The organism is Salinivibrio proteolyticus (assembly GCF_027286365.1).
Taxonomy (GTDB): Bacteria; Pseudomonadota; Gammaproteobacteria; order Enterobacterales; family Vibrionaceae; genus Salinivibrio; species Salinivibrio proteolyticus.
Map to the genome: position 1 here is coordinate 1030068 of NZ_CP114584.1, position 17961 is coordinate 1048028.

At 48.3% G+C, this 17961-nt stretch carries 14 protein-coding genes; 7 read left to right on the forward strand and 7 right to left on the reverse strand.

What is annotated here, in order from left to right; all coding sequences use genetic code 11:
- Nucleotides 1-24: 24 nt before the first annotated feature.
- From htpG to N7E60_RS05010, 4 genes are all read left to right on the forward strand, one after another.
- Entirely contained in the window at nt 25-1920 is a 1896-nt protein-coding gene (htpG, locus tag N7E60_RS04995; RefSeq protein ID WP_269598284.1) for a molecular chaperone HtpG, read from the forward strand.
- Between the two features lie 155 nt (nt 1921-2075).
- Nucleotides 2076-2720, forward strand: coding sequence for an adenylate kinase (gene adk, locus N7E60_RS05000; RefSeq protein ID WP_077455231.1), 645 nt, complete (start codon nt 2076-2078; stop codon nt 2718-2720).
- A gap of 181 nt (nt 2721-2901) precedes the next feature.
- Complete coding sequence (gene hemH, locus N7E60_RS05005; protein WP_269598285.1) at nt 2902-3876, forward strand: ferrochelatase; 975 nt, start codon at nt 2902-2904, stop codon at nt 3874-3876.
- A gap of 89 nt (nt 3877-3965) precedes the next feature.
- A complete protein-coding gene (locus tag N7E60_RS05010; RefSeq protein ID WP_069588683.1) occupies nt 3966-5267 on the forward strand; it encodes an inosine/guanosine kinase in 1302 nt (433 codons plus the stop codon).
- A gap of 70 nt (nt 5268-5337) precedes the next feature.
- Here the strand turns inward: N7E60_RS05010 and asnB are convergent, their stop codons facing one another.
- The 5 genes from asnB to nagB all read right to left on the reverse strand — a co-directional run bounded on the left by asnB (nt 5338) and on the right by nagB (nt 12376).
- A complete protein-coding gene (gene asnB / locus N7E60_RS05015; RefSeq protein WP_077455228.1) occupies nt 5338-7005 on the reverse strand; it encodes an asparagine synthase B in 1668 nt (555 codons plus the stop codon).
- Nucleotides 7006-7255: 250 nt separating this feature from the next.
- Nucleotides 7256-8842: a cation:proton antiporter family protein gene (locus N7E60_RS05020; protein WP_269598286.1), complete on the reverse strand. Its 1587-nt coding sequence runs from the start codon at nt 8840-8842 to the stop codon at nt 7256-7258.
- 363 nt (nt 8843-9205) lie between these two features.
- Nucleotides 9206-10420, reverse strand: coding sequence for a DNA-binding transcriptional regulator NagC (gene nagC, locus N7E60_RS05025; protein ID WP_269598287.1), 1215 nt, complete (start codon nt 10418-10420; stop codon nt 9206-9208).
- 7 nt (nt 10421-10427) lie between these two features.
- Nucleotides 10428-11564 (reverse strand): N-acetylglucosamine-6-phosphate deacetylase, encoded by a 1137-nt coding sequence (gene nagA / locus N7E60_RS05030; protein WP_069588687.1) that lies wholly within the window; start codon nt 11562-11564, stop codon nt 10428-10430.
- 11 nt (nt 11565-11575) lie between these two features.
- On the reverse strand, nt 11576-12376 hold the full coding sequence (gene nagB / locus N7E60_RS05035; RefSeq protein WP_077455224.1) for a glucosamine-6-phosphate deaminase: 801 nt from the start codon (nt 12374-12376) through the stop codon (nt 11576-11578).
- A gap of 301 nt (nt 12377-12677) precedes the next feature.
- Here nagB and nagE point away from each other — a divergent pair, with 301 nt between their 5' ends.
- Both nagE and glnS read left to right on the forward strand, forming a co-directional pair.
- A complete protein-coding gene (nagE, locus tag N7E60_RS05040) occupies nt 12678-14195 on the forward strand; it encodes an N-acetylglucosamine-specific PTS transporter subunit IIBC (protein ID WP_077640800.1) in 1518 nt (505 codons plus the stop codon).
- Nucleotides 14196-14406: 211 nt separating this feature from the next.
- Complete coding sequence (gene glnS, locus N7E60_RS05045) at nt 14407-16074, forward strand: glutamine--tRNA ligase (protein WP_069588690.1); 1668 nt, start codon at nt 14407-14409, stop codon at nt 16072-16074.
- A 131-nt stretch (nt 16075-16205) separates the two neighbouring features.
- On the opposite strand, the gene fcrX is transcribed toward glnS, so the two are convergent.
- Entirely contained in the window at nt 16206-16652 is a 447-nt protein-coding gene (gene fcrX / locus N7E60_RS05050) for a ferric iron uptake transcriptional regulator FcrX (RefSeq protein WP_069588691.1), read from the reverse strand.
- A gap of 196 nt (nt 16653-16848) precedes the next feature.
- On the opposite strand from fcrX, the gene N7E60_RS05055 reads away from it, so the two are divergent.
- Nucleotides 16849-17334, forward strand: coding sequence for a DUF4442 domain-containing protein (locus tag N7E60_RS05055; RefSeq protein ID WP_077455222.1), 486 nt, complete (start codon nt 16849-16851; stop codon nt 17332-17334).
- A gap of 46 nt (nt 17335-17380) precedes the next feature.
- Here the strand turns inward: N7E60_RS05055 and fldA are convergent, their stop codons facing one another.
- A complete protein-coding gene (gene fldA, locus N7E60_RS05060; RefSeq protein ID WP_077455221.1) occupies nt 17381-17908 on the reverse strand; it encodes a flavodoxin FldA in 528 nt (175 codons plus the stop codon).
- Nucleotides 17909-17961 lie beyond the last annotated feature (53 nt).

Below are 17961 nucleotides of genomic sequence, written 5' to 3' on the forward strand. Positions count from 1 at the left end.
TATCATAGCTTTAGGTAGATTGACATGAGCGTGAAAACCCCAGAAAAACACCAGTTTGGCTCTGATACATCCAAGCTGTTGCAATTGATGATCCATTCACTCTACTCAAACAAAGAGATTTTCCTGCGTGAGCTGGTCTCGAATGCGTCAGACGCGGCTGACAAGCTTCGTTTTAAAGCACTTTCTGCCCCTGAATTGTACGAAAATGATGGGGATTTACGCGTACGCCTCTCAGTAGACAAGGATGCAGGTACGCTGACTATCTCTGATAACGGCATTGGTATGAGCCGAGATGATGTGATCGCCAACCTTGGGACCATCGCTAAGTCAGGGACAGAAGAGTTTCTAAAGCAACTCAATGAAGATCAAAGCAAAGATTCCAACTTGATTGGTCAGTTTGGCGTGGGCTTTTATTCTGCCTTTATCGTTGCCGACAAGGTGACCGTGCATACCCGTGCTGCCGGTCTGGCGGCAGATCAAGCTGTATGCTGGGAATCTACCGGTGAAGGCGAATACACCCTAGAGCCTATCGAGAAAGCTGAACGCGGCACCGATATTATTTTACATCTGAATGACGATGAGAAAGAATTCCTCAACGACTGGCGCCTGCGCGAGGTGATTGGCAAATACTCTGATCACATCGGTATTCCGGTTGAAATGTGGACTATCGAAAAAGACGACGAAGGTAAGGAAACTGGCGAAGGCAAATGGGAAAAGGTCAATAAAGCTCAAGCTTTGTGGACCCGATCTAAATCAGACATTAGCGCGGACGAGTATAAAGAGTTTTATAAGCACGTCTCACACGATTTCGCGGAGCCACTGACATGGAGCCACAACCGTGTCGAAGGTAAAAATGACTACACAAGCTTGCTATATGTCCCGTCGAAAGCACCGTGGGATCTGTTCAACCGTGAACACAAACACGGTTTGAAACTGTACGTGCAACGCGTGTTCATTATGGATGATGCGTCGCAATTTATGCCAAGTTACTTGCGCTTTATCCGTGGTTTGATTGACTCGAACGATCTACCGCTCAACGTCTCTCGTGAGATCTTGCAAGATAATAAGATCACCCAATCACTGCGCAGTGCTTGCACTAAGCGCGTGCTATCTATGCTCGAGAAGCTGGCTAAAAACGACGCGGAGAAGTATCAAACCTTCTGGCGTGAGTTTGGTCTGGTACTTAAAGAAGGCCCGGCTGAAGACTTTGGCAACAAAGAAAAAATTGCGGGCTTGTTGCGTTTTGCATCGACGCACGAAGACAGTGCGGAGCAAAACGTTTCATTGGCGGACTATGTGTCGCGCATGAAAGACGAGCAAGAGAAGATTTACTACATCACTGCAGATAGCTACAACGCTGCGAAGCACAGCCCTCACCTTGAGCAATTCAAGGCTAAAGGCATTGAAGTTATCTTGATGTACGATCGCATCGATGAGTGGCTGATGAGCTATCTCACTGAGTTTGATGGTAAGCAATTCCAAGCGATTACCAAAGCAGACCTCGATCTTAGCCAGTTTGACGACGAAGAAGCCAAAGCCAAGCGTGAAGACACCGAAAAAGCGTTTGAGTCTGTGGTTGAGCGCGTGAAGTCTCATTTAGGTGAGCGCGTGAAAGATGTTCGTCCAACGTTCAAACTATCCGGTACGCCTGCAGTTGTGGTAACTGACCAGTTTGAGATGGGTACTCAGATGGCGAAACTGCTTGAAGCAGCGGGGCAACAAGCACCGGAAGTGAAGTACATCTTCGAGCTCAACCCAGAGCATGATCTTGTCAAGCGTATGGCGGATGAGAGCGATGAAGAGAAGTTTGGTACCTGGGTGGAAATGCTGCTAGGTCAAGCGATGCTGGCAGAAAAAGGAAGCATGGATGATCCGTCTGAGTTCTTGGCGTCGGTGAACAAGCTTCTGACTAAGGTATAATCGACAACGCGCTGTGAAAGCGACATATTGAACAGCGACCAACAAGCCCGGCCGGATTGCCGGGCTTGATAGCGTTTCGTGAAGCGTGTATGTTTCGGGTCTTTGCGAATAGACGCAGTTTTACGAAACTCCAAAAACGATAAAAGGGGATCACTATGCGCATCATTCTGTTGGGTGCACCGGGCGCGGGTAAAGGGACGCAAGCGCAGTTCATCATGGAAAAATACGGGATTCCGCAGATTTCTACCGGTGACATGCTGCGCGCCGCGATTAAAGCGGGCACTGAGCTGGGCAAACAAGCCAAAGCGGTTATTGATGCTGGCGAGCTGGTGTCAGATGACATCATTCTGGGTCTGGTTAAAGAGCGTATCTCGCAAGATGATTGTGCCAAAGGGTTCTTGCTAGATGGGTTCCCACGTACAATTCCACAAGCGGATGGCCTAAAAGAAATCGGTGTAGCGATTGATTACGTGCTCGAGTTTGACGTGCCAGACGATGTGATTGTGGAGCGTATGAGTGGTCGTCGTGCTCACTTGGCTTCGGGCCGTACCTACCACGTGGTGTATAACCCACCAAAAGTGGAAGGCAAAGACGATGTGACTGGCGAAGAGCTCGTTGTTCGTGATGACGACAAAGAAGAAACAGTGCGTGCGCGCCTGAAGGTTTATCATGATCAAACTGCGCCTTTGATTGCTTACTACAAAAAAGAAGCAGATGCAGGCAATACGCAGTACTTCACCTTTGACGGTACCCAAGCGGTAGCAGACGTCAGTGTTGAGATTGAAAAAGCCCTAGGCTAACACTGGATGTTCTCCCAAGGAGAAGATTGAGTATATCGATTGCAGAAACCGGAGCAGACGATTAGTCGCTCCGGTTTTTTTATGGCAAGCTAGCCCAAAATCAAATTGTTACCGTACTGGTTCGGGTAAATCGTTTATACGCCAGTCTGTTCTAAGATTGCCGCCAAGGAATACAATCAAAATGACGGAAAAACACAATCAAGTCGGTGTGCTATTGGTCAACCTCGGAACCCCAGAAGCGCCGACATCACAGTCAGTGAAAGCCTTTCTTTCTGAATTCCTGCATGATCATCGTGTGGTTGATTTAACCCGGTGGTTATGGTGCCCATTGTTACACGGTGTGATATTGCCGATTCGTTCACCGAAAGTGGCTAAGCTGTATCAAAGTATTTGGATGGAGGAGGGATCGCCACTGATGGTGTATGCCAAGCGTCAGCAAAAAGCGCTGGCTGAACAGGTGTCGGCTCCGGTTGCGCTTGGAATGACCTACGGTAATCCGTCCATTGCCCAAGGGCTTGATGAGCTGCAAGCAAAGGGCTGCGACAAGGTGTTGGTCTTGCCGCTCTATCCTCAATATTCTGCCACCACCACGGCTGCGGTTTTCGATAAAGTGGCTAAATCATTGAAAGGGCGCCCAGTGATCCCTGCGTTGCGGTACGTGAACCACTATCATGATCATCCGCTTTATCAAGCCGCGTTAGCCCACTCGGTGAAGCAGCATTGGCAAGCGCATGGGAAAGGTGACTTGCTACTGTGTTCTTATCACGGCATACCGCAGCGTTTTGCCGATAATGGCGACCCTTACCCTCGGCACTGTGAGCAAACCACGTCGCTGCTGCAAGCGGAACTCGGGCTTGCGGATAACGAGATCATGATGACCTATCAGTCGCGTTTCGGACGAGAAGAGTGGCTCAAGCCTTACACCGATAAGACCCTAGAGACGTTACCCAGCAAAGGGGTGAAAACCCTCGATATTATGACCCCAGCTTTTTCCGCTGATTGTCTTGAAACCCTAGAAGAAATTGCCGAGCAATGTCGTGACACCTTCCTCGAGGCAGGTGGCGAACGCTTCCGATTTATTCCATGCTTAAACGACGATGAGGCTCATATTCACCTGATGGCGTCGCTGGTGGCCAAACATACACAAGGTTGGTAGGGCAATAAATTTCATCGTGTAGACGCTACGCATGCGCGAATTCTGTGATAGAATTCGCGCCTCCCTTCCATTAGCTAGTTACACGAACCATGAAATTTCCAGGACAACGCAAGTCTAAGCACTATTTTCCGGTTCACGCCCGTGATCCTTTGCTCAACCCAGCCAGCGAACGTGGCTTTAAGCGCCCACACGTGATTGGTATCGACCAAACCTTGGTCGACATTGAAGCAAAAGTGCCTGATGAATTTCTGGAGCGGTATCAGTTAAGTAAAGGGCACTCGCTCGTCATCGACGATGAGCGTGCAGAAGCACTGTATCAAGAATTGAAAGACAACAACCTTGTCACTCATGAGTTTGCGGGTGGCACCATCGGTAACACCTTGCACAACTATTCAGCGCTGGCGGATGACCAATCTATCTTGCTGGGGGTGATGAGCCAAGATATTCGAATTGGTAGCTATTCTTACCGCTACCTCTGCAACACCTCAAGCCGGATGGATCTTAACTACCTGCAGCCAGTGCAGGGCCCAATTGGTCGTTGCTACGCCTTGATTGGCGATTGTGGTGAGCGTACGTTCGCCATCAACGAAGGCTTGATGAACCAACTCCACCCTGATTCGATTCCTGAGCATATCTTTGAAAACGCTTCTGCGTTGGTACTCACTGCGTATTTGGTTCGCTGTAAAGAAGGGGATCCAATGCCGCAAGCGACCATGCGCGCCATTGAATATGCGAAAAAGCACAACGTGCCCGTGGTTATGACGCTTGGCACCAAGTTTGTGATTGAGCAAAACCCACAATGGTGGCGTGACTTTCTTTCCGAGCACGTTAGCGTCGTGGCGATGAATGAAGATGAAGGTGAAGCCTTAACTGGTGAGAGCGATCCGCTCTTGGCGGCCGATGCTGCACTGCAGTGGGTGGATATGGTGTTGTGTACCGCAGGGCCAATTGGTTTGTATATGGCCGGTTACACCGAGGATAAGTCTAAACGTCAAACCACCTTGCCGTTGCTGCCAGGTGCGATCCCTGAATTCAACATGTATGAATTCAGCCGTCCGATGATGAAAGCGGACTGCGAAACGCCGATTAAAATTTATTCTCACATTGCTCCCTATATGGGGGGGCCTGAGCGGATTAAGAACACCAATGGTGCTGGAGATGGTGCTCTATCAGCGTTGCTGCATGATATGTCTGCGAATCGCTATCATCGTGACAATGTGCCCAATTCGAGTAAGCACCAATACCCATTTATGACCTACTCCTCTTTCTCGCAAGTGTGCAAGTATGCCAACCGTGTTAGCTATGAAGTGTTGGCGCAGCACTCACCGCGTTTATCACGAGGGCTGCCTGAGCGAGAGGATAGCCTTGAAGAGGCGTATTGGGAGCGATAAGCCGCTAGAAAAAAACCGCCAATCGGCGGTTTTTTTGTTTCTAATCGATGGTGTGCCCATCATTTTGCGCTTATTGATACGCTTTTTCATGTACAGTGCGTACAGCACGACCAGACGGATCAGCTTGGTTTTTGAAAGATTCATCCCACTCAATCGCTTTAGCACTTGAGCAAGCGATCGACGGGCCGCCCGGTACGCATTTCGCCGCATCGTCGAGCGGGAAGAGCTCTGCAAAAATCTCGCGGTACATATACGCCTCTTTAGTGGTTGGCGTGTTATAAGGGAACCGGAAAGCCGCGGTCTCGAGCTGCTGATCCGTCACCTTCTCTTCGGCAATCGCTTTTAAGGTATCAATCCAGCCATACCCAACGCCATCACTGAATTGCTCTTTTTGGCGCCATGCTACCGAATCAGGAAGTAGGTCTCCAAAGCATTCGCGGATAATGTGCTTTTCCATTTTTCCGTTGCCACACATCTTATCGTCTGGCTTGATCTGCATCGCCACTTCTAAGAAGGCTTTGTCGAGGAAAGGTACGCGTGCTTCCACGCCCCATGCTGCCATGGATTTGTTGGCACGTGCGCAGTCAAACATGTTGAGAGCAAGTAACTTACGCACCGTTTCTTCGTGAAACTCTTTAGCGCTTGGGGCTTTATGGAAGTATAAATACCCTCCAAACACTTCATCGGCACCTTCACCGGAGAGCACCATTTTGATCCCCATCGCGCGGATCTTACGAGACATCAGGTACATCGGCGTGGAGGCACGGATCGTGGTGACGTCATAGGTTTCAATGTGATAAATCACGTCACGAATCGCATCCAGCCCTTCTTGAATAGTGTAGGTAAACTCATGATGAACCGTGCCAAGGTGATCCGCTACTTCCTTGGCAGCTTTCAAATCGGGAGCGCCTTCAAGGCCGATAGCAAACGAGTGAAGACGAGGCCACCATGCTTGGCTTTGATCGTCATCTTCGATGCGGTTAGCAGCAAACTGTTTGGTGATGGCAGAAATCACGGACGAGTCGAGTCCACCAGAAAGCAACACGCCGTAAGGTACGTCGGTCATTAGTTGGCGGTGAACTGCGGCTTCGAGTGCTTCTTTCAACGCCGCTTTATCGGTTGTGTTTTCTTTCACACCGTCATAGTCCATCCAATCACGCTTGTAATAGCGCACCGGCTCGCCTTGTTTACTCCATAGGAAATGGCCCGGAGGAAATTCACTGATGCTCTTGCACACAGGCGTTAAGGCTTTCATTTCCGAAGCCACGTAGTAGTTGCCGTGTTCATCATGACCGTGGTACAGCGGAATAATACCAATGTGGTCACGGCCAATCAGGTAGGCATCTTGCTCCTCATCATAAAGGATAAACGCGAAGATGCCGTTGAGGTAGTCAAGCAGTTCAGGGCCTTTTTGCTGATACAAAGCGAGAATGATTTCGCAATCCGACTCGGTTTGAAATGGATAGTCAGGAGCAAACTCAGCACGCAATTCTTTGTGGTTGTAAATTTCGCCATTGACCGCTAATGCTTGGGTTTTATCTTGGTTATATAAAGGCTGGGCCCCACTGTTTAGATCGACAATCGCTAAACGCTCATGGACCAAAATGGCTTTCTCGGATGAGTAAATACCCGACCAGTCAGGACCACGGTGACGCATGGTTTTGGACATCTTTAAAGCCACTTCACGGAGCTGCTGTGGGTCGGTTTTTATATCAAGCACCCCAAACACTGAACACATACTTTCCTCTCAAATTCATCAAGCCAACAAGGCGATAACAGGTTGACAACCACTCTGCCTTGCACGGTCAGGATAGACAAGCCTAAAAAGCATTTCTTTATCAAAAGCCCCCTCTGGGTGAATATTATTTATAATAAATCCCTATTTGATGAATGATATTTAACTGTAGTGCAGTGTGTGTACAAAATGACTATGCATCGATGAAAAAAGCCGCTCGAAAGAGCGGCCTGGGTATTGGAATAACGGTGGGTTAGGCGTTGTTGGCTGGCGTGGTAAACTGCTCTCGCACATGTCGAGCAAATCCACTACCGGCCTCTTGATAGATATTGAACGCTTCGTCAACGCCGAGCGCTTTGAGCTGCTCAATTTCATCCTCATATTTTGCAATGGCGGCGACCTTGCCCTTAAAGTTGGTTTGCCGGATTTGCTCTAGCGCAAGCATATTGGCCTGACTGTGTGGCATTGCCAGTAAGATTAATTTGATCTGCCCATCAGAAATGGCGCGTGACCAAAAGTCAGGATCGGTGGCATCGCCAAGAATCGCACGTCGTCCTTCCTCTTGATGGCGTGCCACTGAATCTTCTCGGTTATCAATGCCAATAATGGGTTGGTGATGAGTGGCAGAGAGCTCGTCATACGCCCCTGAACCAATTCGACCCATTCCAAGTACCAGAATCGAGGCATCACCGAGATTGATCAGCTGATCACTAGGATGAAGTTTATCGGGGTGTTTGTCTTTTAACCACTGCGATGCCCAAGTATATAGCTGGTTACTGAAAGTATTGAGCGGGGCGGAGAACGCAAAACTCAATGACACTGCAATAGCGATGGACACTAATATAGGTCCAGGCATAAGGCCGGCTTTATACGCAAAGCCTCCCACGATTAAGCCAAACTCACTGAAGTTAAATAAAGTGAGCGTGGTGAACATGGCAGTCCGAACGCGATAGCGGAAACCACTGACAATCCAGTAATAGAGGAGCCCTTTGATAGGCAAAAGCAGCATGATGACTAACGCAAAGCTAAAGCTTTGCCAAGTAGGTTGTTCGGATAAGCCAATGTTGAGGAAAAAGCACACGAGGAAAAGCTCTTTCATATTGAAGAGCGATTTGGCCATTTCCGAGGCGCGAGGATGGCTTGCCAGCAGCATCCCTAAAATTAACGCCCCTAAGTCTGGTTTAACGCCAACAAGCTCAAACAAGCCTGCTCCCGCTACTAACGCCAAGAAAATGCCATAGAGCACCAACATCTCACCGTGCCCCGCGTTGTCCAGTATTTTGTTGAACACTGGTTTAAGCAGAGGCAATGCAAAAAGCAGTAATGCACTGAGCTCAGGCGTTTTTCCGGACGTGGCGGTGATAAAGACTACCGCAAAGATATCTTGCATGATCAGAATGCCAATCGCCAGAGTCCCATAGGTGGCGTTAAGCTCGCCTTTCTCTTGGAGTGCCTTAATGGCAAAGACGGTGCTGGAGAAGGAGAGGGCAAAACCCAACAGGGCCAACTCTGATAAGCTCAATCCAGCAAGCATAGGCACGCTTAGGGCTTTCAAGCCGAGCAAGGAGAGCGTGAACAACCCCGTAGTCAGCAGGTTATGGGCGGTTGCACCAAACCAAATCTCCTTGGCAAGTAGGGTTTTGACATCCAACTTCAATCCAATTGAGAAAAGCAGCAAGGTGACACCCAAATCGGCCAGATCAGAGATCACAGGGGTTGATTCGTAGCCAAACGCATGTAGCGCAAAGCCGGCAATCAAAAAGCCAACGAGAGGTGGCAAGTGACAACGCATCAGAATATAGCCGCTGATGAAGGCTGCTGAGATGTAAACCAATTCCATATCGTATGCTTATTATGTGAGTTAGCGAGCAAACAGAATCCGTGTTTTTGTGCAAAAGCCAATAAACACAGCATCGACAATTATCTTAAAGTTTTGAATCAACTAAAGATATGAATTTGAGACATTGAAGGGTCTCCTTAGTAATAGCTTGTTTGAGCTTGGCTCATCTGAGGTTTAGCGATAAGGAGCAAGACGCGTTGATGCCTATGCGACTTTGAAAAAAGAGATAGGATCGTGGCGCATTGCCAACTTATCGCGCACCGTAGCTTGGGTATATAATGTACACGCTAGATAGGGAAAGTGTGAGATTTTATTTGCGGAGAAAACGGGTTTGCGTAGCAAGACGTCAAACCCGCTAAACGATCACTCTTCGAGCAGTTTTTGTAACAGTTCGCCGTTGAGCATGGCCCGTTTAACTAACGAGAAAGCGGCCATGGTAGGCTTTTCTGCTAGCTTCGCGCTTACAATCTCTAGCTTTTGATGAAAGCTCGGCAGTGACTGGTTTTCAACACAGCGCTGAATGGCAGGAAACACGACACTTTGTGCCGCGGTAATTTTACCTGCAATGACTACAAGTTGAGGATTGAACAGGTTAACGGTCATAGCAATGGCTTTGCCAAGATGATTGCCAACTTTTACCAATACCTGTCTTGCCAGTTCATCACCTTGCTCGGCGGCCTCACAAATGGCTTCGATCGTTAAACTGTCATCGTGTTTGAGTGTGCTCGGGTGTCCTTGGGCCAGTAGCTGTTGTGCATGCTCGATAATGGCTTCGTTAGAGGCCACTGTCTCTAAACAACCAAAATTGCCGCATTGGCACTTCTTGCCCAAAGGATCAATTTGCACATGGCCCAATTCGCCTACATTGCGGTTATGGCCCAAGAATATTTGCCCGTTTACGATAATCCCAGCGCCAGTGCCATGGTGTACACTGACTAACATCGAATCGTAATAGGCTTGACTGGCGCCAAAGTAGTGCTCTGCCAATGCTTGTCCGCGAATATCGTTACCAATAAACGCCTGCACACCAAACTCCTCATGGAGTGTGTCGGCAAGGGCCAGCTGTTGAATCGTGATGTTAGGCATATATTCGACGACCCCAGATTCAGGATCAATCAGGCCGGGCATTACGACCGATATGGCAATCAGCTCTTTGATGGATTGTTGGTGGGTGTCAATAAACTGACTCAGAATCTGAATCAGGCCGTCCACTAACTCATTCTGATCGTGATAGTGAAAAGCTTCCCCGTGTTCAGCAAGCGATGTCCCACTCAAGTCATAGAGTGAAAGCTCGATAAAATGACGCCCCAGTCTTACCGCAAGGGTATGGAATGGGGCGCACTCTGTGGTCAAAGAAATAGCTCGGCGACCGCCGGTTGACGCTTGCTGAGCCACTTCCTTGATCAAGCCACGTTCGAGCAATTGGCGGGTTATTTTTGTCACACTTGCGGGTGCTAGACGGCTCACATCTGCAATTTGTATGCGAGAGATGGGCCCTTGTTGATCGATCAACCGATAAACGGCAGCTCCGTTGAGCTGCTTTACCAAGTCGACATTCCCGATTTGTCCGCCAGTCATAAATGTCCTAGCTATGTGTATATTGTCCGTTAACCACCGTCGCTTGGATGTTGAGTGTACGATCAAAAATAGCAAGATTCGCAATTTTCCCCGGGCGAATACTGCCATAAAGCTGATCGACACCAATAGCGCGCGCAGGATACAGCGTTGCCATGCGCAGAGCCTCATCCAAGGCGATACCTATATGCTCAACACTATTACGAACTGCTTCGTTCATCGTCAGTGCAGAGCCGCCAAGTGTACCATTCTCATCAACACACTTGCCGTCACGGTAATATACTTTCTTGCCTACAAAAATAAAGTGATCCATGTCGGCTCCTGCTGGTGCCACAGCATCAGTAACTAGCACTAATTTCTCACCTTTTACTTTATGTGCAAGACGAATGTTGGCGTAAGACACATGGAAGCCGTCAGCAATAACGCCGGTGTAAACCTCGGGCGTATCATAAATCGCGCCAACCATGCCGGGCTCGCGACCGGTTGTGGCTGTCATTGCATTGAACAGGTGGGTAGCAAACCCAATCCCATTAGCAAAGCCTTCGCGTGCTTGCTCATAGGTTGCGTTAGTATGACCGGCGGAAACGACAATGCCTGCTTTGGTGAGGGCCTGAATGTGCGCTTTGGGTGCGAGTTCGGGCGCCAGCGTCAATTTGGTAATCACGTCGGCGTTGTCGCACAAATACGCAATCATCTTGTCGTTGCTGGGGCGAATATAGTCGAGACTGTGGATCCCTTTTTTTGCGCTGTTTAAGTAAGGCCCTTCTAGGTGTAAGCCTAAGGCTTGATGCGGATGGTGGGCTTTGTACTCGCGCATCGCGTTGATTGCCGCACGCATGTCATCATCTGAGCTCGTGATCAGAGTCGGTAAGAAGTTGGTACACCCAGACTTCAAGTTTGCTTGGTGCATGGTTTCGATAGTGTCTGTTGTGATCGCATCGTTAAACATGACACCACCGCAACCATTAAGCTGCAGATCAATGAAGCCCGGGCTAACGTAAGCTCCGTCGAGTGAGCGTTTTTCTATCTCTGTCGGCAGCGCATGTTGCGGGCAAACGTCCTCAATCACGCCGTCACGGATGACAATAGCGTGGTCATCAAGCACTTCATGACCAGTAAAAATCCGGCAGTGGGTTAACGCATACATGCTGTTATTCCTTATAAATTATGAATGTTCTGGGCTTCAAGCTCCTGAAAATACTTCACTGTTTTTACTTTTAGTTCGGCAGTTGAAGGCGCATCGCACACAATCATTGCTTTAGGGTGCAGCTGCAGCGCGGAAACAGTCCATAAGTGATTGACCGACCCCTCCACGGCTGCTTGAAGTGCCTGAGCTTTATTGTGGCCAGTGACCAAAATCATGATCTCTTCAGCATCGAGTAGCGTCCCGACGCCAATGGTAAGCGCGTGCTTAGGTACTTGATTGATATCATTATCAAAGAAGCGAGAGTTTGCCATACGGGTATCTTCGGTCAAGGTTTTGATCCGTGTCCGAGAGGCTAGCGAAGAGGCAGGCTCGTTAAACGCAATGTGACCGTCGTTACCTACACCGCCCATAAAGAGGTGGATCTTGCCGTAGGATTTGATCTTGTCTTCATAACGTTTGCATTCCGCATCAACATCGCTCGCATTTCCGTTCAGTAAGTTGATGTTTTCTTCTTTAATATCAATATGCTTAAAGAAGTTTTCATACATGAAGGTGCGATATGATTGGTCATGATCGGCTGGGATATTGCAGTACTCGTCCATGTTGAACGTTACCACATGCTCAAAGCTCACTTCGCCCTGATTGAACAGGGTGATCAGTTGCTTATAAGTATTCAGTGGCGTACCGCCTGTTGGCAATCCGAGCACAAATGGGCGTTCGGCGCTTGGAGCGAATTTATTAATAGTATCAACGATATATCTAGCCGACCATAGGCCGACCTCATGGCTGGTTTGTAATGGAATGAGTCGCACAGGACACCTCGATAAATCAGTGGGCTTACGGGTACAGCATAACGAATATGCTCATTTATTTTTATCATAAAATAAGTTTTATGATCTGGCTAACATATTTCTCTGTGTTTGGTGTGGATCGGTGATAAATCTCACAAATAAGGGGGTTTTAATTTGCGAGGCGAATTTATTGGCATAAACTGCAATTGACTAACATTGTTTGACAAAAAAAGTGCTTTGGTCATTATCTCACGCGACACGCTAGACGCAGAAAACAACAAATACTGCGGCATGGCTCTGAGAACACATAGGGGGAACGAAGGTGAATATTCTTGGATACGCGCAACGTATAGGTCGTGCGCTGATGGTGCCGGTAGCGGTACTACCAGCTGCAGCGATCTTGATGGGGGTCGGCTACTGGCTTGACCCAACAGGTTGGGGTGGTAACAGCGCATTGGCTGCTTTCTTGATTAAATCAGGGGCGGCGATCATTGATATGGAAAATATGTCTTTACTGTTCGCCATTGGTGTGGCTTACGGCATGTCAAAAGATAAAGATGGTGCGGCTGCCTTGGCAGGTTTCGTCGGCTTTATGGTGATCACCACGCTTTGTGCGCCTGGTGCTGTAAGCCAAATTGGTCTCGTGGATGTTGCACTAGACAACAATGAGCTGGCGTTTAGCAAAATCAACAACCAATTTATTGGTATTTTAATTGGTGTGGTATCGGCGGAGCTTTACAACCGTTATAGCGGCGTAGAGCTGCCAAAAGCACTGGCGTTCTTCAGCGGCAAACGTTTGGTTCCCATTCTTGTCTCTGTCGTCGCCATCGCGATTTCGTTCGTGTTGATGTTTGTATGGCCGGTCGTATTTGGTGGTCTGGTTCACTTCGGTGAAAGTATCACTAACTTAGGTGCCGCGGGTGCAGGTATCTACGGATTCTTCAACCGTCTATTGATTCCAGTTGGTCTTCACCATGCGCTTAACGCGGTATTCTGGTTTGACACTGTGGGTATCAATGACTTGGGCCGCTTCTGGATGGGTGCACAAGGTCTTGCTTCTGGAGAAGCAATTAAGGGAACCACAGGCATGTACATGGCCGGCTTCTTCCCTGTGATGATGTTTGGTCTACCGGGGGCGGCACTAGCGATTTACCACACTGCGCGTCCAGAGAACAAAGCACGTGTGGCATCTATCATGATTGCAGCCGGTTTTGCTTCATTCTTTACCGGTGTCACTGAACCACTCGAGTTTGCCTTCCTGTTCGTGGCACCTGTGTTGTTTGTGTTGCATGCGTTCTTGACAGGCATCTCTTTGTTCATCGCGGCCACCTTTAACTGGACTGCCGGTTTTGGCTTCTCTGCAGGTCTTGTCGACTTGGTGTTGTCGTCAAAAAACCCCGTTGCTAACGAGTGGTACATGCTACCTGTGATGGGCTTGGTATTCTTCGTGCTTTATTACGCGACATTCCGTGCGGCTATCATGGCCATGAACCTGAAAACCCCGGGTCGTGAAGATGACAGCATTGAAGGTGCATCTGCCGGAAACGCGAATACGAATGAAACCAGCGACAACCGTGAGCTTGCACGTAAGTACCTCAAAGCGTTAGGCGGACACCAAAACCTGACATCTATCGACGCCTGTATCACACGCTTGCGCCTATCGGTAGCAAACCGTGAAATCGTCGATGAAGCGAAACTCAAAGCCATTGGCGCGATGGGGGTCGTGAAGTTAGGGGATAACAACTTGCAAGTCATTCTTGGCCCATTGGCCGAAATCATTGCCGGTGAGATGAAGCAAATCCCGGATAATGAAGATTTGTCTGCAGTGAAATTGCCATAAGCGACCACACACAAAGACAATCTTAACCCGATAACGCCCGGCTAACGCTGGGCGTTTTTTTATGCACGGCAGTGGAATGAGCAAAAAAAACGCATTTAGGGGCATGCGAGGGCGAGTTTAACAACAACTGGTTGAGTAAAGTGCCGGAATAAGAGATCATAGTATCCATGTAGCTATAAAATTCGCACTGTTTTGATACGAGGTAACCTTGATGAGTGATGCTGAAGCTCGTCCAACCAATTTTATTCGTCAAATCATTGATAAAGATTTGGCGGAGGGAAAACACACATCAGTCGTGACCCGTTTCCCGCCGGAGCCTAATGGCTATCTGCATATCGGTCACGCTAAGTCTATTTGCCTGAACTTCGGTATTGCACAGGATTATCAAGGTGAGTGCAATTTGCGCTTTGATGATACCAACCCAGAAAAAGAAAACGTTGAGTACGTTGACTCGATCAAACGCGACGTGCAATGGCTTGGCTTTGAGTGGGCAGGTAAAGAGCGCTATTCATCAGACTATTTTGATAAGTTGTACGGCTTTGCGGTTGAACTGATTGAAAAAGGGTTGGCGTATGTCGATGAATTGAGCCCAGATCAAATCCGCGAGTACCGGGGTACGTTGACAGAGCCGGGCAAGCCGAGCCCTTATCGTGATCGAGCGGTGGAAGAAAACCTCGCGTTATTTGAAAAAATGCGCGCGGGCGAATTTGCCGAGGGCACTGCGTGTCTTCGCGCCAAAATCGATATGGCGTCACCTTTCATGGTGATGCGCGACCCGGTTATCTATCGCGTACGTTTTGCTCATCACCACCAGACGGGTGATAAGTGGTGTATTTATCCGATGTATGATTTTACCCACTGTATCTCGGATGCATTGGAAGGGATCACTCACTCGTTATGTACGCTGGAGTTCCAAGACAACCGCCGCTTATACGACTGGGTGTTGCAAAATATCACCATCGATTGCACCCCGCATCAGTACGAGTTTAGTCGCCTAAACTTGGAATACACGGTGATGTCCAAGCGTAAGCTCAACCAACTGGTGTCAGAGCAGCTCGTCAATGGCTGGGATGACCCACGTATGTTGACGATTTCTGGTCTACGTCGTCGTGGTTATACGCCAGCGTCTATTCGTGAGTTCTGCAAACGAATTGGTGTCACCAAGCAAGATAACATCATCGAAATGAGTGCACTGGAGTCGTGTATTCGCGATGATCTGAATGAACGCGCACCGCGTGCGATGGCCGTTCTGGATCCTATCAAGCTGGTGATTGAAAACAAAACGGATGACGTTGAATGGCTAAGTGCCCCTAACCATCCAAACAAACCAGAGATGGGACAGCGTCAGGTGCCTTTCTCTCGCGAGATCTGGATTGAACGCGAAGACTTCCGTGAATCGGCTAACAAAAAATATAAGCGTTTGGTGTTGGATAAAGAAGTACGCCTACGTAATGCTTATGTAGTCAAAGCCGAGCGTTGCGAGAAAGATGAGCACGGAAACATCACTACGGTGTACTGTAGCTACGATCCAGAGACGCTAGGAAAAGACCCTGCGGATGGACGTAAAGTAAAAGGGGTAATCCATTGGGTATCGGCGACAGACGCTGTTCCGGCTGAGTTCCGCTTGTACGATCGCCTCTTTACTGTGCCAAATCCTGCAAGTGCAGAAAACTTCGTAGAGACGATTAACCCAGACTCTCTGCAAGTGATGCACGGGTACGTTGAGCCTAGCTTGAAAGACGCGCAGCCTGAAGCTGGCTATCAATTTGAGCGCACGGGCTACTTCTGTGCGGATAACAAAGACAGTCGTGCGGATGCATTAGTCTTTAACCGTACCGTAGGCTTACGTGACACATGGGCGAAGATTGAAGGTAAGTAACCTTTGTCTTTACGCAACGAAAAAGCCGGCATGCATTGCCGGCTTTTTTTATGGGTTTGTCCCGTCCTGAAATACGTTGATATAAAGAGAACTTCTTTATGACAACATCACGTCACTCAAACCTTGATCATTCAGTCATCATTGTGAATCGATGGATCGGCTTTACAGTCGCCTTCTTGGCAGTGGCCATAGAGATACAAGCTATGGTTGGTAAGACGAACATTAAAACGACCGGCAATTTCCTTTTGACGCTCTTCAATCAAATCATCCGAAAACTCAATGACTTTACCGCAGTCAAGACAGACGAGGTGATCATGGTGGTGCTGAGTCGCTAACTCAAACACCGATTTTCCACCTTCAAAGTGGTGACGGGTGACAATGCCAGCATCATCAAACTGGTTGAGGACGCGGTATACCGTCGCTAGGCCAATTTCTTCGCCTAGATCAATCAACTTCTTATACAGGTCTTCGGCACTGATATGCTGGCAATCGGGCTGTTGCAGCACTTCTAGGATCTTGAGCCGTGGCAGCGTGACTTTTAGCCCAGCTTGCTTCAACGCCTGGTTATTGTCTGACATGTGTATCTACCTGTTTTCTGCCTGCGAGAGACAGTTTGATTAGCAAGGAAAATATTTATTAAGACTATCAAAATTGCTCGGCGCTCGCCACAGCAAGGAACGTTTAGACGAACGAATTTTGATCATTCTTGGTTGCAACAATGTTTTCGAGATGTAAATATTGTCTGGTAAGACCAGATAAGGACGTCAATCAGTTATGTATCGGTTCTATAAACCAAGAATTGTGAAGTGGGCATTAAATAGTTGGCCTCCCTTCTGGGGAGCGGGGATCCATATTGAGTCTATCAGTGACGACTTTAAGTGCGTCAATATGCGGTTAAAGCTGCGCTGGTGGAACAAAAACGCAAATCGAACACAATATGGTGGCAGTATCTTTTCACTGACCGATCCTGTTTATGCCTTGATGTTAATGGGCATACTCGGTCCACAGTACCATGTGTGGGATAAACAAGCGGATATTAATTTTATCAAACCGGGCACAACCGACTTATTTGCTGACTTTGTGATTAGCGATGCAGTATTGCAAGACATTCAGCAACAGGCTGGAAGAGGGGAGAAAGTGTTACCCGAGTTTGTTGTGCATGTCAAAGACGCGAAGGGGGAGGTGGTGGCTGAAGTGAAGCGTACCTTATATGTGAGGAAAAAACGTCAATACCGTGACCTAACCCAAGACGCCGCATAGAAAAAACGCCAAGAGAGTCTTGGCGTTTTTGTGGTTCATTGACGAGTTAGTCTTCTAATTCCGCCAAACACATTTCTTCGTAGACTTGCTTCACCCATTTGCTGACACGCTCATCGGTCAGTTCAGGTTGACGGTCTTCATCCACGCACAAGCCGACAAAGTGATTGTCGTCCACCAAGGCTTTAGAGGCTTCAAACTCATAGCCTTCGGTTGGCCAATGGCCAATGATGGTCGCGCCTTTTGCTTCAACAATGTCACGTACCGTGCCCATTGCGTCACAGAAATATTCTGCATAATCTTCCTGATCACCACAGCCGAAGATGGCGACCAATTTGGTTGAGAAGTCAATTTGCTCAAGTTCTGGGAAAAAGTCATCCCAATCACACTGGGCTTCGCCATAGTACCAAGTTGGGATACCCAGCAGGAGAAGATCGAAGTTATCGATATCTTCTTTACTGCTTTTCGCAATATCCTGCACATGGACCATCTGTTTGCCCAGTTGCTTTTGAATGCTCTTTGCAATTGCTTCAGTGTTACCTGTGTCACTACCAAAGAAGAGACCTACACTCGCCATATAAAAAATACCCGTTTTTTTCAGTGGGTTGCTGTTTGCAACTAACTCGAATT